Raw genomic sequence first — 25,568 nt, forward strand, 5'->3', positions numbered from 1 at the left:
AACCGAACTTTCCGGCCAACGAACAACAATTTACGGCTACCCCGGCTCACGGCTGCGCCTGCAGCGTTAAGAAATTGAAAAGTTTAAGGAAACGTAAGCCTTCCACTGATATCAATACAATTTAATCAATTTTCAATACAATCTACACTATTATTAAAGAAATTGTAAGTAAATAAAATCCGTTAAAAACCAATTGCAACCATCCGCATGGGGCTGAAACGAACATCCGGCCCCAAGGGAGCCGGATGCAGGATATGGTCCGCCATGAGGCGTTATTTGGATTCGGTACGGTCGTACGAGAACTGGATCCCCGCGGTACCGCCCGTTTTTATGAACAGTTCCATGAATCCCGGGACCGTGGCCGACCGGGCCCAGTCGCGCTGCAGTTCGCAGAACAGCTGCGGAACGCTCGTCAATTGCGCGCCCGCCTGCTCCATCCGGCGCAAAGCCGCTTCGTGCGCCGCCAGCGAGGTACCGCCTACCGCGTCCACGACCGGGTATACTTCGTATCCTTCCTTGAGCGCATCCAATGCGGGGAACGAAAGACAGGCTTCCGTCCACAGCGCGGTCATGATGAGTTTCTTCCGGCCGGTGGCTTTCACCGCTGCCAGGAATTCCGCATCTTCCCAGGAATTGATCGTGGTACGGTCGTAAGAAGGAACGCCATCCAGCTCCCGCTTCAATTGCGGGATCGTTTCCTTATTGAACCCGGTTTTCACGTTCACCGTAGACAATACGATCGGGAGGCCGTACAACTTCGCCATCCGGGCTACGCCGGTGATGTTGTTAACCAGCAACTGCCGGTCCATCGAGGCGATGGAATTAACCTGTACCGGTTGGTAATCGATGATGATCAGCGCTGCATTCTCCGGCGTCAGCAGATGGTCGTGCTGCTGATCGCGGATGGGTAAACTAGCCATAGCAATCCGATTTAAGTGATGTAAATAATGATGAGTATTTTCTGGATAGCGGGCGCCCGAACGGCACCCGCCGCAATATCAATCTTCGAGGTAACCGAATTTACCGGTGTTGAAATCGCGGATCGCTTCCTCGATCTCTTTTTCGGTGTTCATCACGAACGGACCGTAAGACACGATGGGCTCTCGCAGCGGCTCACCGCTCAAAAGCAGTACGGTAGCGTCTTCCGAAGCAGATACCTGCACTTCTTCCCCATCGTTGGTGAACAGTACGAAATGGTCTTGCGCCACGGGCGTATCGCCATTTACCTGCACCGCCCCCTTGATCACGAGGAGACCTGTAGTATAGCCTGCGGGGAAGCTGAATGCCGCATCGCCACCGGGTTGCAGGTACACGTTGTACAAATGCACGGGCGAAAAAGTGGTGGCGCTGCCTTTGGTGCCATTAAATTCCCCGGCGATCACTTCCACATACCCTTTTCCGCCGGGCAAAGCCGATTTCGCCATGTTTTCGTGCTTCAGGGCCTGGTATTTGGGCGGGCTCATTTTATCTTTCGCGGGGAGGTTCACCCACAGCTGTACCATCTGGAAATCCCCACCCTTACGGCTCCATTCCTTTTCGTGGAATTCCTTGTGCAGCACGCCGGAAGCGGCCGTCATCCATTGCACGTCGCCCTCGCCGATCACGCCGCCGCCGCCGCTGCTGTCTGCATGTTCCACGCGGCCTTTATACGCGATGGTCACGGTTTCGAAGCCGCGGTGCGGATGCACGCCCACGCCTTTCGGCTCGTTGCCTGCCGGCACGTTCCAGGTGGAGTTGTAATCGAGCATGATGAAGGGGTCTGTCCGCTGCTGGGTCATCCCGCTCGGAATAAAATTATGTACGCGGAAGCCGTCGCCCACGAAATGAGGCGCCCGGGGCGCGATGACTTTTTCGATATTTTTCTTTGCCATAGTTTTTAATTTTCTACAGCAAAACTACGACGGGCGGCCCTGCCCGTCCATTGACCTATGTTAAGATCCGTGATGGCGCTGGGCCATTTCCTTGCGGACGCGGCTGAGGCTTTCGGGTGCGATGCCGAGATAGGAAGCGACCATGGATTGGGGGACGCGCAGCAAAAGACTGGGATATAATTCGATAAAACGGAGATAGCGCGCTTCGGCCGTAAAACTGAGCAGTTCATTGACGCGGTCCTGCAAATGGCGGATATGATTATGGAGCAGGCGGTTATTGGCTTCGGTGAACGCGGGATCGCGGCGTGAGATTTCCAGCACGAAGGCTTCGTCGAGCGAAATCACGCGGCTGTCTTCCAGCGCCTGGATGAAATATTTCGAAGGATGCCCGAAATACACGCTTTCCCGGTCAGACACGATCCAGCTTTCCGGCGCAAACTGCAGGATATGTTCCTTTCCTTTATCGTCGATGGAATAATACCGCAGCAATCCTTCTTCCACGAAAAAAGAATTCCGGCATACTTCGCCCTGCCGGAGCAGGAATGCGCCTTTGGGCACGGTAACGGTTTTCAGGGAAGCTGCCAGTTCTGTAGCGCTTTCGATGCCGATGTGGGTATTGTTGGCGAGGTATTCCGCCAGTCGGGACGATGCCATGCACAAAGTTTGAAACTGCTGCAAAGATACGGCATGGAAAATTCCGGAATTTTACCAGCGGAGGGCGATCAAGCATGAATTTTGCGCTGCACTGCTGCCGGAATACGGCATCCTGCTGCGAAATACAACCAAATTCCCGTTAATACGTTGTTTGAAATTAGACTGCAGGATGTTGGCACTTTTGCAGTCACTTCCGGAAAATGTAAAACCCGCCACGAGGGCGGGTTTTACGGGGATTTTCGAGGTACCGAGCGGATTCGAACCGCTGTACGAGGTTTTGCAGACCTCTGCCTAGCCTCTCGGCCACGGTACCTTGTTTTTGTGCCCATCCGTTTTTGATGGACTGCAAAAGTAGTAAATTTTAGATATTTGCCAAATCTGATTACAAGATATTTCTTTACGGAATAAAAAAAATCGATTTATGTCAACAGGAATTGCCGCATCAGAACTGATCCTCAACGCCCGCGGGGCCGTTTACCATTTGGACGTCAGGCCCGAAGAAATCGCGCACACCATCATTACCGTGGGCGATCCTGACCGGGTTGCGAACGTCAGCAAACATTTCGACCGGGTGGAAGGGCAATTCCGGCACCGCGAGTTCGTCACCCACACCGGGTACGTCGGCAACACGCGGATCTCGGTGGTATCGACCGGGATCGGGACAGACAATATCGACATCGTCCTCAACGAACTCGACGCCCTGGTGAACATCGATTTCGGGACCCGGCAGATCAAGGACTCCCTGACCAGCCTGCGGATCGTTCGGCTGGGAACGTCGGGCTCGCTGCAGGAACATATCCCGGTCGATAGTTTCGTGGCTTCGTCGCACGCCATCGGGCTCGATAACCTGCTACCGTATTATACCTGGCACAATACGCCCGAGGAGCTCCAGCTCCTGGAAGCCTTCCGCGGGCAGGTGCGGCTTCAGCCCCACGCCGCCAGGCCTTACCTGTTCGAGGCCGCGCCGGAATTACTGGGGCTTTTCGGCGAAGGGTTCCATTCCGGCATCACCGTTACCTGCCCGGGATTCTACGCCCCGCAAGGCCGCCAGCTCCGTGGCGCGCTGTCCCACCCCGAGCTGATCGACCAGCTGGGCAGGTTCTCTTTCGAAAACCAGCGCATCACGAACTTCGAAATGGAAACTTCGGGGATATACGGGCTGGGGCGCGTTTTCGGGCACCGTTGCCTGTCGCTGAGCGCCATCGTGGCCAATCGCGTGAGGGGCGAATTCAGCGCAGACGGGAACGCCGCGGTGGAAAAACTCATTACCACCGCCCTTCCCATCATCGCCGCTTGAATCCCACCGCAACAATGCGTAACTTTGCCCCATCATGCAGATCCATTTCTATAAATACCAGGGAACAGGGAACGATTTCGTGATCGTAGACAACCGTTCCGGCGAATATTCCGGCCTTACGACCGAACAGATCGAACATTTGTGCGACCGCCGCTTCGGCATCGGGGCAGACGGGTTGATGATGCTGGAAAACCAGGACGGGTACGACTTCCGGATGAAATACTACAATTCCGACGGCCGCGAAGGCAGCATGTGCGGGAACGGCGGCCGGTGCCTCACCGCTTTCGCCCGGAACATGGGCATTAAGGGCGATACGCTCCGGTTCATCGCGTCTGACGGCGAGCATGACGCCAAATTCCGCGACAACGGCTGGGTAGAGTTGAAGATGAAGGATGTGGACCAGGTGGAGATGGGGAACAACTATTTCTACCTCAATACCGGCTCCCCGCATTTCGTGCGCTTCGTGACCGATATCCAGGAAGTGGACGTATACGAAGAAGGGCGCGGTATCCGCTACAACGAGCGCTTCGCCGCCGTGGGCACCAACGTTAACTTCGTGCAGGAAACCGACCAGGGCATTTTCGTGCGCACCTATGAGCGCGGCGTGGAAGACGAGACCTATTCCTGCGGCACCGGCGTTACCGCCGCCGCCCTCACCGCCGCCCCCGGCGAAGCCGGACAGTACGCCATCCCCGTGGAAACCCTCGGCGGACACCTGGAAGTCAGGTACCTGCGGACGGGCGAGCGCAGCTTCGAGGACATATGGCTCTGCGGCCCCGCCACGCCTGTATTTGAAGGAAATATTAAAATTTAGGCGGCCCGCTTTTGGTAAATTAATTCCGTTACCTTTGCGCCCGGATGATCCAGTACTTCATAAATATCGATGCCCGTACGGTGGAAATCAAGGAGCCGGACAACGGCGCCTGGGTGAATATTACCCCGCCGTTGAAACAATCCGAGTTCGAACAGCTGTCGGAAGAGCTGGACATCCCGCTGGACTTTTTGACCGACTCGCTGGATATCGACGAAAAAAGCCGTTTCGAGCTGGAAGACAATGTGAAGCTCATCGTTCTCAAAACCCCCACGGAAAATAACTCCATCAACGAAAGCGACAGCTACTACATCACGATCCCCATCGTGATCATCCTCACCCACAACCAGATCGTAACCGTCAATTCCTTCGACAACGCCGCCATCAAGAAATTCCTCAACACCTTCCACAACCGCCATCCCGAAAAGCGGAACATGATGGTGCTGAAGATTTTCGAGAAAGTGGTCATGAACTTCCTCGATTACCTCAAGGAGATCAACCAGCGCCGCAATCTGCTCGAACAGAAGCTCTACGACTCCAACCGGAACGAGGAACTGCTGTACCTTATGCGCATCCAGAAATCCCTCGTATACTTCGTCACCGCCCTGCGCAGCAACGAACTGCTTCTCATGAAGCTGGAACGCACCAACTTCCTCGGCCTCAACGAAGACGAAAAGGAATTCCTGCACGACCTCATCGTAGACACTTCCCAGGCATTGGAAATGGCCAATATCTATACCAACATCCTTTCCTCTACCATGGACGCGTTTGCGAGCATCATCTCCAACAACCTCAACTTCGTGATGAAACGCCTCACGTCCATCACGATCGTGCTCACGCTGCCCGTACTCGTAGCCAGCATTTACGGAATGAACGTGGAAATCCCCTACGCCCATTCCAAATACAGCTTCTACATCCCCGTAACGATCGCCATTATCACGGCCATCGTCATGAGCTGGTACTTCATGAAGAAAAAGTGGTTCTAGTATTTTGATTTGACGATATCCGCCAGCACCTTGTCGATCGGCAGGGTTACCGCCTGTGCCGAAAAATCGTCCCAATCCACCCATCTCACACCCTCCACCTGGTCTGCCCCTTCCGGGATCTCGAACCCGAAAGGCTCCTCCAGCAAAGGCGCCACGAACGGCGACAACGGCTTTACGAGATAGTAAATGGAAATGATCTGGTTGGTATTGTCGAACGCGGATATCTGGAAAAAATCGGTGGTATAGATATGTTCCACCACTTCCACGTCCTGCCGCAGCTCTTCCTGCCATTCCCGCACCATGCATTCCAGCGTTCCTTCGCCGAACTCGAGCCCGCCGCCCGGGAATTTGGTGTAATAACCGCCGCGGATGTACTCGTCGCTCACGAGCACCTGTTTCTTTTCATTGATCATGATACCGTATACACGGACCGTAAACTGAGGCATTTTTGAAATATTTACCGGTTCATGGCCGCACGCTTCATTTCCCCCGCCAGTTCATGGCCCAGGTATCTTTCGATGATGCCGTGGACCCAATAGATGACCGGTGTGAGCACGATGGCGACCGTGAATTTATAGATGTAATTGATGATGCATACACTGATCACCAGTCCCAGCGGCCACACCTGTCCTTTTTGACCGGCGATGAGCGGGAACAGGTAGAACGCGCAAAACAGCACTACGAACGAGTCGATGAGTTGCGAAACAAGCGTGGAGCCGGTAGAACGGAGCCAGATTTTCCCCTCTCCGGTCACTTTTTTGATCTTGTGGAACGTGAACACGTCTACCAACTGCCCCAGCAGAAAAGCCGTGAGCGACGCGATGATGATCATGGAGCCCTGGCCGAGGATCTGCCCGTACGCCTTGTCCATATCCGGGACGCCGGCTTCCACTTTGCTGGTCACGAAGAATGCGGCGGGATCGAGGCGGATGGCGATGTAAAAGATGATGAAAGCGAAGGCGATGAGCGCGGCGGTGAGGTACGACAGGAAACGGACGCCTTTCACGCCGAAATATTCATTGATGATATCGGTCATGATAAAAACGACGGGCCAGAGCAGTACGCCGGCGGTCATGTTGAAACTGTACGCGTCGCCAAAGATCATGATGTTCACGGGGCTCAGGCCGAAGGTGGCTTCCAGCGAAAAGATCTTGACGCCGATGATCTCGGCGATGAGGGCGTTGGCCACGAAAATGCCGGCGAGAATGATGAAAACCCGGGTGGGCTTGTCTTTCAATATATTGGTAATCATATGGGGGATACGAGTTGGAAAAGCAAAGTAATGACATTCAGTACAAAAACGTATGGATGAATACCGGCAAAACGCACCTTTTTCAGCAGCAGCATGACGATGGTGAGGAGAATGGTGACGATATTGAGGGGCGCGGCCACGAGCCAGCCGAGGATGGTGACGTGCTTGACGAGGAAGTCCCACGCTTCGGGATCTCCCATCATCCGGATGACAAAACCCAACCAGTAGCAGATATTACAGATAAAGCTCAATTTTATCAGAAAGCGGACGAGCCTCATATTGAAATTTCGGATAAAATACAGTTATTTTGGATTCTTTTACAACTAAACCGGAAAAACCCGATGCAACAAACTTGGCAAAAAGGCCTCCTGAAACATGTGTATGCCATCCTGATCTTCCTGGGGCTCGCGTTCCTGTTCTGCTCGCCCGTGTTGAACGACATGGAATTGCGGCAGACCGATAACGTGTCGTGGAAGGGCATGTCCCAGGAAGCGCGTGCATATCATGACAGCACAGGCATTAATCCTGTGTGGACCAACGCCATGTTTGGCGGGATGCCTACATACCAGATCTATATGGCGCAGGACAACTTTACGTATTACCTGCACGAGATCTTCACGCTGGGTTTGCCGAAGCCGGTGAACTTTTATTTCCTGGCGATGATCGGTTTTTATTTCCTGCTGTCTGTCATGAATTTCAGGTGGTGGATCGCGGTGATGGGGGCCATCGCCTTCGGGTTCGGTTCGTATAACGCGATGATCATCGCGGCGGGGCACGATACGAAGATGTTTACCATCGCGTACATGGCCCCCCTGCTCGCAGGCATCCTCCTCGCCTACCGCGGCAAATATTTCATCGGCGGGATCATTACCTGTATCACGCTGTGCCTCATGATCACATCCGGCCACTACCAGATGGTTTATTATATGCTGCTGGTGTGCCTTTGCATAGGGATCGGCTATCTCGTTCATGCCGTCAAGACCCGACAGGTGCCCCAATTCCTGAAAGCCACGGGAACACTGCTGGTTTTCGGCGCATTGTCCGTTCTCCCCAGCACCGTTACTATCTGGACCACCACCGAATTCGGCAAATACACCATGCGCGGCGGCCACAGCGAACTGACGCCCGCCGCCGGAACGGAAAGCGATAAAACGAAAGGCGGCCTCGATAAAAGCTACGCTTTCAACTGGAGCGAAGGTATTTTCGAAACCTTAACCATCGTGGCGCCCAACCTCTACGGCGGTCCTTCCACCGGCCCGCTGCCCGACAACGGCGAAATGCACAAGCAACTGACCACCATGGGCGTTCCCGAAGCGCAGGCCAACGAGTTCGTAAAGAACATGCCGCGCTACTGGGGCTCGCAACCGATGACCGACGGCGGCGTGTACTGGGGCGCTATCATACTGTTCTTCTTCGTGCTGGCGCTGTTCATCGTGAAAGACTTCAATAAATGGTGGATCGTGGCGGCCTGTATCGTGGGCGTGGTGCTTGCCTGGGGCAGCAATCTTTCCTTTATCAACTATTTCCTGTTCGACCATCTCCCGCTGTACAATAAATTCCGCGCGCCGGCGCAGGCTTTGGTGATCCCGCAGGTACTGGTGCCCTTCTTCGCATGTTGGGGGCTCAACCAGCTGATGACCGACGCGCAGGATAAAACGCTGGCGATGAAAGACCTGAAGAAAGCGCTGTACGTGACCGGCGGCCTCGCGCTGCTGCTCGTGGTCTGCTCTTTCGGGGTACTGTCTTTCACCCACAGCCAGGATTTCGCGCTGCAATATTTCAGCCAGTTCGTGGGTGGCGACCAGAATATGCTCGGCCAGATCATCACCGCCCTGAAGGCAGACCGTGCTTCGCTGCTGCGGATCGATGCGCTGAGGAGCCTCTTCTTCATCGTGGCCGCGTTCGCTCTTTGCTGGGCCTGGCTGAAAGGCCGGCTGGCCGCAATGCCCGCGCTCGCCATCCTTGCCGGCCTCGTAGCCGTTGACCAGATGTGGATCTCCAACCGCTACCTCGGGAAAGAAAATTATGTAACCCCGTCTGACTATAGCGCCATTTTTGCGCCGTCTCCCGTGGATATCGAGATCAAGAAAGATCCCGATCCGTATTACCGCGTTTTCAATACCGCCCGTTTCGAAGACGCCATCAGTTCGTACCACCATAAGAGCGTGGGCGGTTATAGCCCCGTGAAGCTCGCCCGTTACCAGGACCTGATCGAGCATCAGCTGTCTAAAGGCACCCCGGGCGTGGTGAACATGCTCAACACCAAATACGTCATCTTCCAGACCCCGCAGGGCCAGCTTTCCTACCAGCGCAACCCCGAAGCACTCGGCAACGCCTGGTTCGTAGACAGCCTCGTGTGGGCGAAGAACGCCGATGCGGAAATGAAAACGCTCGACAGCCTGCCCACCGCGCATGCCGCCGTGGTCGACGAGCGGTTCCGCCCTTCGCTGAACGGCCTCGTTCCCGCAAAAGATTCCGCCAGCCACATCCGGCTTACCAAATACGGCCTCAACGAGCTGCATTACCGCAGCTCCAACAGCAAGGCCGGCCTCGCAGTGTTCTCGGAGATCTACTATCCCGCAGGTTGGAAACTGTTCATCGACGGTAAGGAAGAAGAAATCCTCCGTGCGAACTACCTCCTGCGCGCCGCCAAAATCCCCGCGGGCGATCACGACATCGTCATGAAATTCGAGCCGCGCAGCTATTACCTGGGCAACAAGATCACGGCGTTTTCGTCTATCGCCATGCTGATCCTCCTCGCCCTGGCCATCGCTTTCGAGATTATCCGCCAGCGGAAAGCCAATGCCGGCAAGGAAGTAGCGCCCGAAAGCGGCAAACCGTCCAACAAAGCGAAGTAATTTTCACTTATAAAGAAAAAGCCCGGCGATCGATGATCACCGGGCTTTTTTTTATCCTGGCCGAACTAGTGCAACGGCGCCCAGGGGCTCCAGGTGTTGCTGGCTTCGATCCAGTTAGCTTGCTGGATCGTGCCATTGGCGTCTCCGGCAAATACTTCAATATGGCTCGCCTGCTTCGACACCGCCGCGGGTATGCTCCTGAAATCGCCGCCGAGGTCGCCCCAGGTGCTCCAGGGGAGGTAGGCGTAGCCGTAATTGTTCCATTCGATGATTTGCAGGTTATTGGCAGCTCCCTTCACAAAAACCTGTATCGTTCTAAGCCCCCTGACAACGGCCACAGGCGCACCCTGGATATTGCCGCCTACCACCTCCGTGTTCGACCATGGCTGGCCGGTTATCCGGGTGCGGTGGATCAGCTTGTTATCAACGCTGCGGCCAAAAATATGCACGGTATCGATTCCATGGTAAACGGCCGCGGGTGCGTCCGCGAATTTACCGCCATGGTCTTCCCAGGGCAGGAAATGCCCTACTTTTTCGTCGCCCCAATATGTGCGCGATTGCAGCTGGCCGTTGTTGCCAAGTGCGTAAACCTCCATTTTGTCGGGCCGGCCGGAGGCTACGGACGGTGCGGAGGTGATATTGCCTTCCAGGTCTGTCCAATTGCTCCAGCCTTCGTCCCTGACCCAGCGGATGTGCACCAGGTTATTATTATTTCCCTTCGCGAAAACGTTGATAGACGAAGCGCTCCGGGAAACCACCGCGGGCTCTGAAGTAATCCGGCCGCCGAGGTCTTGCCATCCCGTCCAGCCGCCGGTTTTAGACCAATACCGATGGAGCAGCTTGCCTTCATGATTTTTTGCGAACAGGTGAAGCGTATCGTTGCCATTACGGTAGGTAGCGGCGAATCCGGGGCCAACTTCGGGTACTTTGGGCGAGGGATTGTCTTTTTTCTTGCAGGAATACGCCAAAGAGATGGACGAAGCCAGCAAAAGCATGGTAGAAAGTCGGGTTAAATGCATGTACAGGTATTTGGGTTTTGAAATACCTCAACAATATAATGGAATCGGCCCTGAAAAATGAAACGAAACACTGCGGCGGTCAATACCACAAGCGCGCTTCCGTTTCCCGGAGATATACGCGGGCGGCGGGTCCCAGGGGCGTACGCTTTTCTTGTCTGGGTATGTTGAAAACCGATTTCCAACCCTTCCTCCAACCTATCCAGTCCCACTTCGTTTTCTTCAAATATTCAAGTGACCACATGATGGCGGTGGTATAGAAACACGATTTCGGGAGATAGCGGAACGCCACTTTCGCCTTATTCACCCACAGCATCCGCATTTTATCGGCATGCGGCGTCCGGCCCAGGGGCGATTCGTTGTGCATCACCACGATATCCGACAGGTAAGCGATGGTAAATCCGTTCTCGATGACGCGGTAAGCGAGGTCGTATTCCTCCATACCATAGAAGAAATCTTCAGGATACAGTCCAGCCTTGTCGTACGCTTCCTTCAGAATGGCGTGTCCTGCGCCGATGAAGTAGGGCGCCAGGAACCGGGGCTTGTTCTTATATTTTTCGAATTGTTTCTGCGGAAAGGCGTTCACCTGCATCTGTCCCGTGCTGGCATACAGCACCTTGAAGCAGAGGATCCCTGCATGATGGTCTCTCAGGTACGGTCCATCGAAGGCTTCGGCGATGTGTTGCAGGGCGGTATCGTCACGGAACCAGGCGTCGTCGTCGATCGTAACGAGCACGGGCGATTTGGCGAGTGAAATACCGAGATTGCGCCCCCTGGCCACGCCCAGGTTTTCGGGGGACTCGATGTAGCGGAAAAAGGGAAGCGCGGCCATGAAGGCTTTTACTTCGCTGTAATCGGCGGTAGACGCGTTATTGACGATGATCACTTCTTCCAGCAATGCATCCGCATTTTTTTGGGCAGCAAGGTTACGGACCAGCAACAGGAGATCGTCTGGCCGGTTATAGGTGATGATGATGACGGTTAATGGCTTCATATCAATTCGACAAAAGGCTGCGATAAGCGGCAGCGAACGCTTCGAGACTGAAATGTTCCTTTGCGTAGGCGATGTTCCTTTCCCGCATGCCGGCCAGCGCATCCGGCCCCGCTTCGCGCAGCAGCCGCGCCCCTTCCGCCACGATCTCCGTTTCCGGCTGCCGGTGCGAAATCAGCCAGCCATTCACGCCATGCTGCACATGATACGGAATATCGCCCACGTCGGTCGATAAAACGGCCAGTCCGCGCGCCATCGCTTCCATGATCACCATGGGAAAACCTTCGGTGGATGAGGTGATGGCGACGATCCGGTGCTCCCGGTAAATGCGGTCTATCACCTCCGGGGCCGACTGTTCCCCATAAAACACGCAGCTTCCCTGCAAATCGGCCGGGATGGCCGTTTCCAGCGGGCCCAGCATGCCGGCCTTCTCCCCCGCCGCCTGCGCGATGGCCGCAACCAGCCAGGGGCGTTTCTCCGCGGTTCCGCGACCGGCGTACAGCAACCGCGCCGCTTCGGGAAGCGGCTTTACATCCGCAGGAATGGGGATCCCGTTCATGATGAGGCGGATGCGCTCGCCGAAAGCCGCGGGGACGCTGAATTTCCGGTACAGCTCCAGGTGCTTGCGGATGCTGTCTCTGCTGATCATTACCGACGTTTCGTAAAACGGGATGAACGGGATGCGGATATACGAAAAACTGCAGAAAGAATGGATCAGTTCGACCTGGCGGACGCGCTTCGGCACATGCGGCGATAACTTGTACGCGAAATTGCACTGCCCGTTGAACACTATGGGCCGCACCCGCTGCCGGCGGATGTATTCCGCCGCAATGCCGCGCCAGATCAGGTTATTCCAGTACATGAACTTATTGTCCGTATACCGCGAAACATCGCGCACGGTGATATTCGGGGCTTTGAACTGGGGAAGCAGCGCATCGCCCTGCGATTTTTTCGTGAAAAAGATGATGATCTTTTTATCGGGGAACAACTGTGCGATCTGCGCATGCACCTTTTCCGCGCCGCCAACATGGTAGAACGGGAAGAACAGGAAAAGGTCGAACTCCCCTTCCAGCGGGCGCAAACGGGCGATCAGCCTGCCCAGCAGGGCAAACGGGAAGATCGCCAGGGCTTCGAGGCGCCGTTTGAGAAGGAACAGTTTATACATGGGCATTGCGTTGTTTGAAGGATTTCACCATGGCGATGGCCGCGTCGCGGCACATACCGGCCAGCACCCGGCAATCGAACCCGTTCCATTTCCCCTGTGCCAGGCGCAGGGCCAGGTACCGGCGCTTGCAATGGAAATGCCGCAGGAAAATATTGTTTTTCTTGATGACCGAAACCGTCACCGAGCCCGAATGGACCCGGTACAGCAACAACGGCTCCGGCACCTTTTCCATCACTTTACCGTCGCCCTGCAGGCGAAGCCAAAGGTCATAGTCTTCGATATGTTTTTGTTCTTTCCGGTAAGGATATTCGCGGAACACCTCCGCCCTGGCCATCACGCCGGGGTGGGCAATGCAGTTGAATTTGGGAAGCGCCCTGCGGATCTGCCCGTTCGTGACGCAGGCCCTGTCTTCCGGCCAGATGCCCGTTTCCCGGCCATTTTCATCGATAAAAGTGACAAAACACCCTACCACCGCAGCTTCCGGGTGAGCAGCCAGCCAGGCCGCCTGCCGTTCGAAGCGTTCGGGCAAACAAACATCGTCTGCATCGATCCGCGCGATGTATTGCCCCCTTGCCGCCGCGATGCCGCGGTTCAGGCTGAAAATGAAGCCCTGGTTCGGTTGCGGGAAATAATGGATGCGGGGATCGTTGAAAGAGAGGATGGTAGCCTCGCTGTCGTCGGTAGACCCGTCGTTGATGACGATCAGTTCAAAATCCTCCAACGTCTGCGCCAGCAATGCTTCCAACGTTTGCCGCAGGAAAGGGCCGCCGTTGTAAACGGGCAATATGACGGATATGAGCGGTGCTTTTTCCATGTGTGCTAAATTCTGTCCCATGACGCCGGGACCAGGTCGTGATCATGCAATCCCTCCGCCAGAAACCAACGCTTCGGCGCGGTGATCTTTTTGCCGGGGAACCGGTTCAGCCAGGCCGCCCACCAGCTGTAACTGCTGTTGGCGATGATCTGGTGCCTGCATTGGCTCATGAGGAAAAGGTCTTCGTATTGCGTGCCGCTCAACGATCCGCTGAGGATTTCGTAGCGGATGCCCGCGGGAAGATTGTCTTTCACCCATGCCGGATCGTTGGTAAATATATAAAATGTAGCGCCGGGATACCGTGCCGCCGCCCGCTGGTAATATTCCGGTCCGCAGATGCCGTGGTACGCCGCGGCAGAAGTGCTCGTATAATCGCCCCGGCGGAAGTGCATGGCCACGCTGTCGCTGTTGCGCAATACTTCCGCTTTGGCCAGTATTTCAGTTGAAAAAGCGATGCTGAACGTGAAATCCTCCCGGATAACATCGGCTATGGGCGCGAAGTATTTCCAGCTCTGCCAGTAGCCTTTCAGGTACACGGGCGGTTTAACGGCTTCGAACGCGGGATCGTAGTGGAAATGCGCTTCGCGGAGGATGCTCCGCATGGATACGGGGGCCAGGCGGTTGAAGATCTTTCCCAGCGGCCCGGGACGTGGGACCATGTTTTCGGAGGCCGCGGCGGCGTGGATTTTTAGTCCGTCGAGACCGTACATCGCGGCCTGGCGGGGCTCATAACTCCCCTTGTCGAGGTACAGCGGAACATCGTAACGCAAAGCCAGCGTGCGGCCGGCGGCGTATTGGAACATCTGGTTGCCCAGCCCGCCTTTTAATTGAACAAGGATCAAATGGGTTCGTTTTGGCGCAAAATTATCCTTTTTCGTCCATTAATCCGATCAGCGCAGCAGCGTAACCGTTCCTTTCCGTTCCACCGGCCCGCATTCGGAAGCGATCCGCAACACATACACGAAGGTGCCGATGTCCAGCGGAACGTTTTTGTAGGTACCGTCCCAGCAATCGTTGGCTTTGCCCGTCCGGAAAACGATCTTCCCCCACCGGTCGAACACCGTCAGCTCGAAGCGGGTTACCGGCCCGGTGGATTTGATCCCGAAACAATCGTTGACGCCATCACGGTTGGGCGTAAACGCGCTGGGCAGCTGGAAATGCGGGCGCTGGCCGGTGTAGGAAACGGCGACCGTCACCGAATCGAGGGCGGAACAGCCATAAATATCTTTGGACGAGAGGAAATATTTGTACGATGTCACCGGCGAAACGGACTGGATGTGCATCGCAGGATCGGAAATCCCCGGTCCCGCGCTCCACCGGTATTCCAGGGCGCCCGAAGCCGTCAGCGTCGCGTCGCCATGCATGCAGTCGATATCGTTGCTTTTGAAAATGGTCACATCCGGCGGCGGGCGCATGCTGACCGGCAGCGTCACCCGTTGTTCCTGTCCGCACGCCCGGTCGCGGAGCGTCACATGGTAAACGGTGCTCGATGTGACGGGGGCCGTCGTCAAACGGTCGCCCGTACCGATCACCGTAAAATCTTCCCGTTCCCAAACCGCTTCATCCGCTCCGCGCGCCGTGAACTGCACCTGCTCGCCTTTACAGGCGAAGCCCTGCAGCGGCGAAACGCCCATATCCGTAAGTTTCCGCACCGTAACCGGCAACACGAAAGCTTCGTCTATCCCGCACACGGCATGCCGGATCCGCACCCCGTAATGGCCGCTGTTCGCTGGCTGTACCTGCAGCTGCCCTGCGGTGCCGATGATATTTTGCTGCGCGTCTGTCCAGGTAATGGAGCCGCCGGTTGCGGTGAACGTGACTGCATCACCTTCGCAGATGGTGGCGTTCAGCGGCGTTACGCTGACTACGGGCCGGGGCGTTACCATCACGGGGAGCGTGATGGTAGCCCGCTGTCCGCAAAGGTTTTCTGACAACACTGCGGTGTAAGGCCCGGAAACCTGCGGCGTCACGGTGAGCGTATTGCCCGTTCCCACGCCGGCGCCCGTATCATCGCTCCAGGTTACGTTATCTGCCCCTATGGCCGTAAACGTGATGCTGGCGCCCTGGCAAACGGCGTAGCTCCCCGGCGTTACGTCAAGTACGGGAAGCGGATGTACCCGCACGATCACCGTATCGCGGCTATGGCAGCCGTTGGCATGCTCACCGTATAAATAATAGGAAGTGGTGGCAGATGGGTTGGCGGATGGACCGGGGATATTGACCGCCGTCAGCGTCGGATCGGGCTGCCATTGGTAACGGTCTGCCCCGGAAGCCTGCAGCCGCGTGTTCCGGCCTTCGCAGATGGCCACGTCCCTGCCTGCATCTACTTTCGTGATGTTGCAGGTTTGCAGGACGGGCGCCAGGTAATCTTCCACTTCCCCATCCGTAGCGAAGCCTTCCGGCGATTCCACTGCCGCGCGGGTAGACGCGATGCGGAACCGGAAGGCGCACCGGGCCGAGGGGCCGTCTGCCAGCGAATACGGGAGGCCTGTCCAGCTGAAAACCGCACTGGTAGCGCCGGGCGGTATGGTCAGCACGATGGTTTCGTTGGCACTGAACACCCCGTCGCGGTTCCAGTCCATCCACCCGCCGGCGTATGCCGTTGCCCCCGTCTGGTTCGTGACGGCCACGTTGAGCGCGTACGTACCGGTGCTGCCGTTGTATGCGGGGAAAACGGATACCGCTTCCTCGTCGGCCCCCAGCAGGTTATCATCCGCGCCCTGCACATCGTCCGGATCGGCCATGACGTTGCCCAGGAACAGGCGCGACTCCGGGATCAGCGAGGGCCCCGGCGGCGCGAAGGAGCAGCCGTTGACGGCGCTCCAGTTGATGGCATGCTGCGCGGAGGGATAAGGGCCGGGAAGGTCTCCCCAGTCGATGGGCGCCAATATCCCGAAGGTAACCGCCATCCCGCCGATATCGCCGTTTTGGCGTTCCAGGGTGGTTTTGACGACCAGGGGCGCCACCCCGTCAGACCAGGTGGCCATCATCATGTTCTCGCCCATTCCGGAACCGCCGCCGTAGGTATTGGCGATCTGGATGGTTTGCGTATTGCATCCCGTGAGGGGATTGAGCGTAGTTAGTACGTTCTTGAAATAATCGACCGCCTGCCAGGCGCCGCCGGTAGTGTTGAAATGCGTCACTTCGGTGGGAATTGAAGCTTCCGCGTCGGCGGCCACGAGGGTAAACGGGATGGAAACCCCGTTCCGCCGGGCGGTGATTTCCATGTCGAACGTGACCGTGGCCGCGGTTTGCCGGCTGTGGAGCGAGGGGCGCATGCGCGTATCGGAAAACTCGTACAGGTTATGCAGCACCGCGCCGAACCAGGTGTTCATGACATCCGGCTCCAGGGTGCCGGTCACGTTGCTGAACCGGATGTTGACCCGGATACCGTCGGCCGTCGTAAACATGCGCGTGGCGCCGTTGGCGACGGTAAAACCGTTCCAGTCGAAAAACCAGATGTAAGGCTTCAGCTTCCCGGTGCCGCGGTCTGCATATTGCGCCCGTACGGTGGTACCGGCGATGAGGAACAAGATGGAAAAGAGTGTTTTGACGGCAAGCCTCGGCATAAGGAAATCGGAATGAACGTGATACGGGATGGATTGGCATGGGGCCCCGTCGTTAAAGTTAATAATTCCCGGAGCAAACCAAAATCATTATATATTCGCCGTTAAGTTTGAAAGAATAATGGGCATCATCCGCAGTCAAAGTATTCGTACCTCCATCATCACGTTCGTAGGATTCGGCATCGGCGGCCTCACCACCATCCTGGCGGCCAAGTTCGTAGACCCGGAAGTGGTGGGCTTGACGCGGTTTTTCATCAGCATCGCCCTCATCGTGGCGGCCCTGTCTAACCTGGGCTCCATTTCCATGCTGAACAAATTCTACCCCTGGTACCGCGATCTGCTGCCGGCCAACCGGCGCGATATTTTCGGGATCGTACTGATCCTCTGCGGGATCGGGTTCCTCCTTTGTACGGCGGGTTTCTTCCTGTTCGAAGACCTCATCATCCGGAAGTTCGGCACCAAGAGCGCCTATGTGGTGGATTACTACTTCTACCTCATCCCCTTTTCCCTGTTTTACCTGCTGTTCTTTATCTTCGAAAACTTTTCCTACAACCAGTATAAAAGCGTTTACCCCATCCTGCTGAAAGAAGTAGGCCTGCGGGTGGAACAGCTCGTGCTGTACGTATTGTTCTTCTTCGGGGCGCTGGCATTGCCGCATTTCGTGCTGTCGTATTCCCTCGTGTACCTGGTGATTTTCGGGTTCCTGTTCGTTTATCTGTACCGCCAGGGCGATCTCGTTTTTTCCTTTTCCATCAGCAACGTGACGCGGAGGCTCGCCAGGCGCATGATCACTTTCAACGCCACGCTGTACATCGGCGCGGTGATCGCCGTGGTATCCCAGAACATCGACAACCTGTCCATTTCCAGCAGAGACGGCCTGAGCCTGGGCTTCGTTTTCGAATTCGCGACCTATATCAGCACGCTCATCCTCCTCCCCCAACGCAATATCGTAGCCATCGCCATCCCCGTGCTGTCTGCCAACTGGAAAAACCGCGATGTATCGGCCATCGGCAACATTTACCGCCGCTCCAGCAATTCCATGCTCACTTATGCGGTGCTGCTTTTCGGGCTGATCTGGCTGAATGTGGACAATGCATTTGATATCCTGCAACTCGACGATATCTTCGACGCCGGCAAACCGGTGATCTTTTTCATGGGCCTGAAATCTGTGATGGACATGAGTTTCGGCGTATCCAGCCAGATCACGGGTACCTCCAACCACTGGCGTTTCGAGTTCTATTCGAACCTCCTGGCGGGCGCCATCGCCATTCCGTTCAACATCTGGTTCAACAAGCTTTTCGGCATCCAGGGCAATGCCATCGCCAATTTGCTGTCTGCCTTCATCTTCGGGCTGGTGCGGTTCTCGTTCCTGTATTTCCGTTTCAAACTGCAACCTTTCTCCCTTCGTACGTTATACATCGTGCTGCTCGGCCTCGCCTGTTACTGGGTGGCGCAACTGATCGGGATCGCCAATCCCTGGCTGAGCCTCATTTTGCGCACAGCGGTGTTCGGCGGCCTTTTCGGCGGCGCAGTGATCGCTTTCCGGCTGTCTGACGACGTGTCGGAAGCGTTCGATAAATTCATCAAAAGCAGGTTAAAGCCATAAACTGCGGACCCACGCGGCCGACATGACCGCTTTGGAAGCGGGGCCTATGCGCAACAACGCGGCGGGCACCTGGCCCTGTGCCTGTACGATCTGCCGGAACACCGCGGGAACGGGGTTCCCGGCGCAATACCTCACCAGCTCGTCCTGGCTGCGGACCCCGAAATTCCGGAACATCCGCCAGAGCAGATCATACATCTTCCAACCCTGTTTCACGTAACGCGGATCTTTGCCCAGCACACGCGCCCATTCGGGCAGCACCACGGCGGGATCATGCTGCACGGCATTGGTGACCTGCATTTCGTGGAGGCCGATGTTGACGAGCGGTTCCGGGATATACACGGCGGGGCCGTGCTTGAGCGCTTCCAGGTAAAAATCGATGTCTACCAGCCATTTCAACTGCGGATCGAAACGGAGGCCGGGATGCCTCCGGAAAGTGACGCCGCTCGGCGCACCCACGAAATTCCCCAGCAGCAGGGATTCCGGGCGGCGGTTGAGCTGGCGGAGCTGTGCGGGCGTGGTCTCATGAACGACTTCCGCGTTGTTGGGATATACGTCTACCGTAGCCGAATACGCCATCGACGCGCTGGGGTGGCGGTCGAGCTGATCTGCGATAGTGGCCAGGGCGTTGGGCGAGCGGAGCCAGTCGTCGTGATGGAGGATTTTCACATATTCGCCTTTCGCGAGGGCGAGGGCGGCGTTCCAGTTTTCGGGGGAACCGAGGGCGGAGGGATTTTTTTCGTACCGTACCGGAAACCCGGCCCGGAAATCGCGCACGAGATCGGCCACGGAATCGTCCGGCGAATCGTCGGTCACGATCACCTCGAATTCGGCATGCTCCTGCAAACGCAGGCTGTGCAAGCATCTTTCGAGCAATATCGGCTGTTTGTAAGCCGGTATACAAACGGAAATCCGTGGATTATTCATGTAAATGGTATATTTTGCAAAGATATATTTATCGATCATATTACATGGCCAACTCCTCGAACAGCGCGCAATCCCGTTCCATGCTGGGGCAAATCCTCGGCGGCGTCCGTAAAAAGCTCATGCCGAAGCGAACCGACGGCGACCGTCTTTCCTTCTGGATGGTCAAGTACCTCAAGCACTTGCCCCAGGGGCCCTTACAGCATATCAACTGGAAAGGCGGGAAGATCTGGTTCACCAAATCCTGGGAGCTCATGCATTCGTTCGACGAGATCATCACCCAGGAAATATACCGGTTCAAATCTTCGACAGACGCGCCGCTGATCCTCGATTGCGGCGCCAACATCGGCCTCAGTGCGCTCTATTTCCAGCGCCTCTATCCCAAAGCACGCATCATGGCCTTCGAGCCGGATACGCATAACTTCGGATTGCTGACAAAAAACGTGCAGGACAATCAGCTGACCGGCACCGAGCCCATCCGTGAAGCGGTATGGACCCACACCGGCAGCATCACTTTCACCTCTACCGGCGGCCAGGGCAGCCACATCCAGGAAGGCGGGACCAACACCGTCAGCGTTCCCTGCCGCAGGCTGGCCGATCTGTTGCAGCAACCCGTCGATTTTCTGAAAATCGATATCGAAGGCGCGGAATATCCCGTGATCCTCGATTGTGCGCCATATCTCCACAATGTGCGCTGTCTTTTCCTCGAATACCACGGCCAGATCGGCAAAAGCCATGAACTGACGCATATGCTCGACATCCTGCAACAAAGCGGGTTCGAGTATTACATCAAGGAAGCGGCCGACAATGTGGCCCATCCCTTCGTTCCCGGCGAATGCGGCAGCGAATACGAACAGCAGTTGAATATTTTTGCGAGAAGGATCAGTTGATCCTGCCGGCACCGGCGTAATACCTTACCCAGTAAGGCTCGCGGAGGTCACTGATCATGACGCCGTTGCTGGAAGAGGCATGCACGAAACGGTCGTTATCGAGATACACGCCCACGTGGGAAATCCGCTTTTTGCGGTTGATGGCGAAGAAGACGAGATCGCCATATTGAAGGTCTGCCCGTTTGGCCAGGCGGTTCACCTGGTGGAACAGCTGGCCGGAATTGCCGGTCAGGCTGATCTGGAAAACAGCCGACATAAACGTATTCACAAAATTGGAGCAATCGATCCCGTCTTTCGAGCTGCCGCCCATGCGGTAAGGCACACCATACCATTCTTCGATGAAACTGAACAATTTCTCGTTCACCACATTTTCTACGGGCAGATCGAGCAGCTGGGCGTATTTGAACTGCCACCAGCGGGCTTCTTCGATGCCGGCTACCCGGCCGGGGGATTCCCGGAGGGTGGTACTGCGGTTTTTATGGCTATGGTCGCTGGTTTTGGGATCGCGGGAGATGGAGATGCCATCGATGAATTCCATCTGGCGCGGCTCCGCGGGCTTTTCTGCGGCGGTTTGCTGCGGCTGTTTCTTCAACATGGCACAGCTTCCCAGCAATAAGGCCCCCAATGGCAACAACCTGTAAATTCGCATTCCCGATCTTCTCTTCATTCCGGCGTTTTTTTAAAAATTGGTTGCAATATAATAAATTCCGATTTTTGCCCTTTGGCAATCGCTGAAAAAAATCACCTCAACCCAGATCCGACGATGAAGTTTTCACACCTGCACGTGCATACGCAGTTTTCGCTGCTGGACGGGGCCGCCGACATCAAGGGGCTCTATAAAAAAGCGATGGGCGATGGCCAGCCCGCGCTCGCCATCACCGACCACGGTAACATGTTCGGGGCATTCCAGTTCGTGGCGGAAGCCTATAATCACCGGCTTAACCCCGACGACCCTAAAGATAAACGCCTGAAAGTGAAGCCTATTGTGGGTTGCGAATTTTATCTCGTGGAAAACCGGCACAAACGCCAGTTCACCCGCGAAGAAAAAGACATCCGCTACCACCAGGTTTTACTCGCGAAAGACGACCAGGGATACCGCAATCTCATCAAATTATGCTCCCTCGGGTATATCGAAGGCCTGTACGGCAAGTATCCCCGTATCGATAAGGAGCTCATCCTCCAATACCACCAGGGCCTCATCGCCACCACCTGCTGCCTCGGCGCCTCCGTTCCCAAGACCATCCTCAAAAAAGGCGAAGAAGAAGGCGAAAAGGAATTTAAATGGTGGCTGGACATTTTCGGCGAGGATTTCTACGTCGAAATGCAACGCCACGGCATTCCCGAACAGGAAAAAGTGAACGAAGTGCTCGTGCGCTTCGCCAAGAAATACAACGTCAAGATCATCGCCTCCAACGACTCGCATTACGTTGACCAGGCCGATGCCAACGCCCACGACATCCTCCTCTGTATCAACACCGGCGAAAAGAAAAGCACGCCGTCGATGAAGGAGTTTTCCGACGACGACGTCATGGTAAAAAACAGGCGTTTCGCTTTCTATAACGATCAATTCTATTTCAAGTCGACCGAAGAAATGACCAAGCTCTTCGCCGATCTGCCCGCATCCATCGACAATACCAACGAGATCGTGGACAAGGTGCAGCTGCTCGACCTGAAGCGCGATATCCTCCTCCCCAACTTCCCCATTCCGAAGGAATTTTTCACGCAGGACCAATACCTCCGGCACATCACCTACGAAGGTGCCCGCGGCCGGTACGCGGAAATCACGGCGGAAGTGGAGGAAAGGCTCAATTTCGAGCTGGACGTGATCGAGAAAATGGGATTCGCCGGGTACTTCCTCATCGTGTCCGACTTCATCAAGGCCGGGCGCGACCTCGGGGTGTTCATCGGCCCGGGCCGCGGTTCCGCCGCGGGCTCCGCCGTGGCATACTGCATCGGGATCACCAATATCGACCCCATTAAATACGACCTGCTGTTCGAAAGGTTCCTCAACCCGGAACGTAAGTCCATGCCCGATATCGATACGGACTTCGACGACGAAGGCCGGCAACGCGTGATCGATTATGTGGTGGAAAAATACGGCAAGCAGCAGGTGGCCCAGATCATCACCTACGGTACCATGGCGGCGAAAATGTCGATCAAGGACGTTGCCCGCGTGATGGACCTGCCCCTGCAGGAATCCAACGCGCTGGCGAAGCTGGTGCCCGATAAGCCGGGGATCCAGCTGAGCAGGATCTTCAACGCCCCGCTGGACGGGGACAAGAGCCTGCAGGACAAGGAAGGCCTGGGCCCGGAAGACATGGAGAACGTGAAAAAGCTGCGGGAACTGATCAAGGGCGATGACCTGCAGGGCGAAGTGCTCCGCGAGGCCTGCGTACTGGAAGGTTCCGTGCGGAATACGGGCATCCACGCGGCGGGGATCATCATCGCGCCGAAAGACCTTTCCGAGCTCATCCCGGTGACCACGGCGAAGGATTCCGACCTGCTCGTGACCCAGTTCGAGGGCAACGTGATCGAGAGCGCCGGCGTCATCAAGATGGACTTCCTGGGCCTGAAAACCCTGACCATCATCAAGGGCGCGCTGGAAATGATCAAGAAGAACCACGGCATCGACATTATTATCGACAATATCCCGCTGGACGATCAGAAGACCTTCGAGCTGTACCAGCGCGCTGAAACCAACGCCACGTTCCAGTTTGAAAGTCCGGGCATGCAGAAATACCTCCGCGAGCTGAAGCCCGACAAATTCGCCGACCTCATCGCCATGAACGCCCTGTACCGCCCGGGCCCGCTCGAGTACATCCCCCTGTTCATCCGCCGTAAACACGGCCTGGAACCGGTGACGTACGACGTGCCCGTGATGGAGGAATACCTGGCGGAAACTTACGGGATCAACGTATACCAGGAACAGGTAATGCTCCTCAGCCAGAAGATGGCCAACTTCTCCAAAGGCGACGCCGACATCCTGCGTAAGGCCATGGGTAAGAAACAGAAGGCGGTGCTGGACAAAATGAAAGCCCAGTTCATGGAAGGCTGCAAGCAGAACGGGCATGATCTGAAGATGTGCGACAAGGTATGGACCGACTGGGAAGCGTTCGCATCCTACGCGTTCAACAAATCGCACTCCACCTGTTACGCTTTCGTGGCGTACCAGACGGCTTACCTGAAGGCGCATTACCCGGCCGAATACATGGCATCGGTGCTGAACAACGCCTCCAACCTGGAAAAGATCACTTTCTTCATGGAGGAATGTAAGCGAATGGGGCTCGACGTATTGCCGCCCGACGTGAATGAATCGTTCAAGGGCTTTGCGGTGAACCGGAAAGGCCAGGTGCGTTTCGGGCTGGCAGGCCTCAAGGGCGTGGGCGAAGCGGCGATCGAGAATATCATCGAAGAACGGGAGAAGAACGGTGCGTATACGACGATGTTCGATATGATCAAGCGGGTGAACCAGCGCGCGGTGAACCGGAAATCGCTGGAGGCGCTCGCCATGTCGGGCGCGCTCGACTGCTTCCCGGAACTGCACCGTGCACAGTATTTCCACAAACCGGATGGCGATACCACTACCGGGCTGGAAAAGATCGTGAAGTTCGGGCAACAGGTTTCCGCGGAAAACGCCACTTCCGGCGGGCTTTTCGGGGATTCGCTCATGGCGGAGATCGTTCCGCCGAAAATCCCGCCCTGCGATCCCTGGCCGCTGACCATCAAGCTGAACAATGAGCGCGAGGTAACGGGGATCTACATCTCCGGCCACCCGCTCGACGATTACAAGTTCGAGCTGAAGCATTACCATATGAGCCCGCTGTCTGACATCACCGAATACCAGAACCAGATCAGCGGTGCGTCCGACAATAACAAAGGCAAAGCGAAGGATTTCCGCATGGCCGTGTATGTCAGCGGCGCGGTGGAGCGCATCTCCCGCAACAACAAGCAATTCGGCATCATGACGCTGGAAGATTATTCCGGCAAGTTCGAATTTGCGCTCTGGAGCGAAGATTTCCTCAAGTTCACGAACTATTTCAAACAGGGCCTTTGCCTGTACGTGAACGGCGGCTTCAAGCCAAGGCGCTTCAACGAAAACGAGTACGAATTCAAGATCAACAGCATGCAGCTGCTGCAGGAAGTGAAACGGAACCAGACGAGGAAAATCGGTATCGTGACGATGCCGCAATTCATCACGCCGGAGATCGTGGATTTCCTGGCAGACAATGTGTCACGCAACCCCGGCAAAAGCGAGATCTACTTCCAGTTGGTGGACCGTGACGAGAACCTGTCCGTCCGCATGCATACCTTCAATAAACACGTGGAAATGAATGACGAATTGGCACATTGGCTGGACCAGCAGCCGGACCTGGATGTCTGGATAGATATTGCCAATAAGTAAGTAGAGAAATCCTATAACTACGGATGTCAAAAAAGCAGTAGTTTTACATCGGATTGATTTTTGAGTATACATCAACACCAATCATTAAATTATAAACTTTTAAATCTATACAAAATGGCTTTAGAATTCACAGATGCGAACTTCAAATCTAACGTGCTCGATTCGGATAAACTCACCGTGGTCGACTTCTGGGCAGAATGGTGCGGTCCCTGCCGCGCGATCGGTCCGGTTATCGAAGAGCTGGCGAAAGACTACGATGGCAAAGTGAACATCGGTAAAGTGAACGTGGACAACAACCCGCAGGTGTCCATGAACTACGGCATCACCAGCATCCCCGCTATCCTGTTCATCAAAAACGGCCAGGTGGTAGACAAACAAGTGGGCGCTGCTCCGAAAGCAGTTCTGGATAAAAAGATTCAGGCTAACCTCTAATCGGGTTTGAGCATATTGAAAAAGCCGTCTGGTTAA

The 25,568-nt window shown here is 55.8% G+C and carries 22 protein-coding genes and 1 tRNA gene; 8 read left to right on the forward strand and 15 right to left on the reverse strand.

Annotated elements, in window-relative coordinates; all coding sequences use genetic code 11:
* Window positions 1-272: 272 nt before the first annotated feature.
* The 4 genes from ACQKLP_RS16210 to ACQKLP_RS16225 form a co-directional block, all read right to left on the reverse strand.
* Window positions 273-920 (reverse strand): hydrolase, encoded by a 648-nt coding sequence (locus tag ACQKLP_RS16210; RefSeq protein WP_427323815.1) that lies wholly within the window; start codon window positions 918-920, stop codon window positions 273-275.
* A gap of 78 nt (window positions 921-998) precedes the next feature.
* Window positions 999-1,871 (reverse strand): pirin family protein, encoded by an 873-nt coding sequence (locus ACQKLP_RS16215; protein WP_427323816.1) that lies wholly within the window; start codon window positions 1,869-1,871, stop codon window positions 999-1,001.
* Window positions 1,872-1,931: 60 nt separating this feature from the next.
* Window positions 1,932-2,525, reverse strand: coding sequence for a Crp/Fnr family transcriptional regulator (locus ACQKLP_RS16220; RefSeq protein WP_427323818.1), 594 nt, complete (start codon window positions 2,523-2,525; stop codon window positions 1,932-1,934).
* A gap of 242 nt (window positions 2,526-2,767) precedes the next feature.
* Window positions 2,768-2,838, reverse strand: a tRNA-Cys gene (locus ACQKLP_RS16225).
* Between the two features lie 108 nt (window positions 2,839-2,946).
* Between ACQKLP_RS16225 and ACQKLP_RS16230 the strand changes: the two genes are divergently transcribed.
* Genes ACQKLP_RS16230 through ACQKLP_RS16240 form a run of 3 tightly spaced genes read left to right on the forward strand, consistent with a single transcriptional unit; the run spans window position 2,947 to window position 5,619 of the window.
* Window positions 2,947-3,822, forward strand: a complete 876-nt coding sequence (locus ACQKLP_RS16230; RefSeq protein WP_427323819.1) for a nucleoside phosphorylase — start codon at window positions 2,947-2,949, stop codon at window positions 3,820-3,822.
* Window positions 3,823-3,856: 34 nt separating this feature from the next.
* On the forward strand, window positions 3,857-4,636 hold the full coding sequence (gene dapF, locus ACQKLP_RS16235; RefSeq protein ID WP_427323820.1) for a diaminopimelate epimerase: 780 nt from the start codon (window positions 3,857-3,859) through the stop codon (window positions 4,634-4,636).
* A 44-nt stretch (window positions 4,637-4,680) separates the two neighbouring features.
* Window positions 4,681-5,619: a magnesium transporter CorA family protein gene (locus tag ACQKLP_RS16240; RefSeq protein ID WP_427323821.1), complete on the forward strand. Its 939-nt coding sequence runs from the start codon at window positions 4,681-4,683 to the stop codon at window positions 5,617-5,619.
* Here the strand turns inward: ACQKLP_RS16240 and ACQKLP_RS16245 are convergent.
* The 3 genes from ACQKLP_RS16245 to ACQKLP_RS16255 are packed head-to-tail and all read right to left on the reverse strand — an operon-like array spanning window position 5,616 to window position 7,092.
* Window positions 5,616-6,065, reverse strand: coding sequence for an NUDIX domain-containing protein (locus ACQKLP_RS16245; protein ID WP_427323822.1), 450 nt, complete (start codon window positions 6,063-6,065; stop codon window positions 5,616-5,618). The two genes, ACQKLP_RS16240 and ACQKLP_RS16245, sit on opposite strands and share 4 nt — an antisense overlap.
* An 11-nt stretch (window positions 6,066-6,076) precedes the next feature.
* Window positions 6,077-6,871, reverse strand: coding sequence for a queuosine precursor transporter (locus tag ACQKLP_RS16250; protein WP_427323823.1), 795 nt, complete (start codon window positions 6,869-6,871; stop codon window positions 6,077-6,079).
* Entirely contained in the window at window positions 6,868-7,092 is a 225-nt protein-coding gene (locus ACQKLP_RS16255; RefSeq protein ID WP_427323824.1) for a hypothetical protein, read from the reverse strand. The genes ACQKLP_RS16250 and ACQKLP_RS16255 overlap by 4 nt, the downstream gene beginning before the upstream one ends.
* A 120-nt stretch (window positions 7,093-7,212) precedes the next feature.
* On the opposite strand from ACQKLP_RS16255, the gene ACQKLP_RS16260 reads away from it, so the two are divergent.
* Window positions 7,213-9,729, forward strand: coding sequence for a YfhO family protein (locus ACQKLP_RS16260; protein WP_427323826.1), 2,517 nt, complete (start codon window positions 7,213-7,215; stop codon window positions 9,727-9,729).
* 65 nt (window positions 9,730-9,794) lie between these two features.
* Here ACQKLP_RS16260 and ACQKLP_RS16265 read toward each other — a convergent pair whose 3' ends face one another.
* The 6 genes from ACQKLP_RS16265 to ACQKLP_RS16290 all read right to left on the reverse strand — a co-directional run bounded on the left by ACQKLP_RS16265 (window position 9,795) and on the right by ACQKLP_RS16290 (window position 17,284).
* A complete protein-coding gene (locus ACQKLP_RS16265) occupies window positions 9,795-10,748 on the reverse strand; it encodes a hypothetical protein (protein WP_427323828.1) in 954 nt (317 codons plus the stop codon).
* A 79-nt stretch (window positions 10,749-10,827) separates the two neighbouring features.
* Window positions 10,828-11,739, reverse strand: coding sequence for a glycosyltransferase family 2 protein (locus ACQKLP_RS16270; protein ID WP_427323830.1), 912 nt, complete (start codon window positions 11,737-11,739; stop codon window positions 10,828-10,830).
* A 1-nt stretch (window position 11,740) separates the two neighbouring features.
* A complete protein-coding gene (locus tag ACQKLP_RS16275) occupies window positions 11,741-12,901 on the reverse strand; it encodes a glycosyltransferase family 4 protein (protein ID WP_427323832.1) in 1,161 nt (386 codons plus the stop codon).
* Window positions 12,894-13,715: a glycosyltransferase gene (locus tag ACQKLP_RS16280; RefSeq protein WP_427323834.1), complete on the reverse strand. Its 822-nt coding sequence runs from the start codon at window positions 13,713-13,715 to the stop codon at window positions 12,894-12,896. The genes ACQKLP_RS16275 and ACQKLP_RS16280 overlap by 8 nt, the downstream gene beginning before the upstream one ends.
* Before the next feature lie 5 nt (window positions 13,716-13,720).
* On the reverse strand, window positions 13,721-14,557 hold the full coding sequence (locus tag ACQKLP_RS16285; protein WP_427323836.1) for an alpha-1,2-fucosyltransferase: 837 nt from the start codon (window positions 14,555-14,557) through the stop codon (window positions 13,721-13,723).
* A gap of 48 nt (window positions 14,558-14,605) precedes the next feature.
* Window positions 14,606-17,284, reverse strand: a complete 2,679-nt coding sequence (locus ACQKLP_RS16290) for a CshA/CshB family fibrillar adhesin-related protein (protein WP_427323838.1) — start codon at window positions 17,282-17,284, stop codon at window positions 14,606-14,608.
* 118 nt (window positions 17,285-17,402) lie between these two features.
* Here ACQKLP_RS16290 and ACQKLP_RS16295 point away from each other — a divergent pair, with 118 nt between their 5' ends.
* Entirely contained in the window at window positions 17,403-18,887 is a 1,485-nt protein-coding gene (locus ACQKLP_RS16295) for a lipopolysaccharide biosynthesis protein (protein ID WP_427323840.1), read from the forward strand.
* Here the strand turns inward: ACQKLP_RS16295 and ACQKLP_RS16300 are convergent.
* Window positions 18,876-19,850: a glycosyltransferase family 2 protein gene (locus tag ACQKLP_RS16300; protein WP_427323842.1), complete on the reverse strand. Its 975-nt coding sequence runs from the start codon at window positions 19,848-19,850 to the stop codon at window positions 18,876-18,878. The two genes, ACQKLP_RS16295 and ACQKLP_RS16300, sit on opposite strands and share 12 nt — an antisense overlap.
* Here ACQKLP_RS16300 and ACQKLP_RS16305 point away from each other — a divergent pair.
* Window positions 19,826-20,698 carry an FkbM family methyltransferase gene (locus ACQKLP_RS16305; protein WP_427323844.1) on the forward strand — a complete coding sequence of 291 codons (873 nt, stop codon included), beginning with the start codon at window positions 19,826-19,828 and terminating at the stop codon, window positions 20,696-20,698. The two genes, ACQKLP_RS16300 and ACQKLP_RS16305, sit on opposite strands and share 25 nt — an antisense overlap.
* Here ACQKLP_RS16305 and ACQKLP_RS16310 read toward each other — a convergent pair.
* Entirely contained in the window at window positions 20,691-21,293 is a 603-nt protein-coding gene (locus tag ACQKLP_RS16310) for a C40 family peptidase (protein ID WP_427323845.1), read from the reverse strand. The genes ACQKLP_RS16305 and ACQKLP_RS16310 overlap by 8 nt on opposite strands.
* A 168-nt stretch (window positions 21,294-21,461) precedes the next feature.
* Between ACQKLP_RS16310 and dnaE the strand changes: the two genes are divergently transcribed.
* Together dnaE and trxA are read left to right on the forward strand one after the other, a co-directional pair.
* Complete coding sequence (gene dnaE / locus ACQKLP_RS16315; protein ID WP_427323846.1) at window positions 21,462-25,100, forward strand: DNA polymerase III subunit alpha; 3,639 nt, start codon at window positions 21,462-21,464, stop codon at window positions 25,098-25,100.
* Between the two features lie 114 nt (window positions 25,101-25,214).
* Window positions 25,215-25,532 carry a thioredoxin gene (trxA, locus tag ACQKLP_RS16320; RefSeq protein WP_126246403.1) on the forward strand — a complete coding sequence of 106 codons (318 nt, stop codon included), beginning with the start codon at window positions 25,215-25,217 and terminating at the stop codon, window positions 25,530-25,532.
* Window positions 25,533-25,568: the final 36 nt, after the last annotated feature.

Source organism: Chitinophaga sp. NPDC101104 (assembly GCF_050277495.1).
Classification (GTDB): domain Bacteria; phylum Bacteroidota; class Bacteroidia; order Chitinophagales; family Chitinophagaceae; genus Chitinophaga.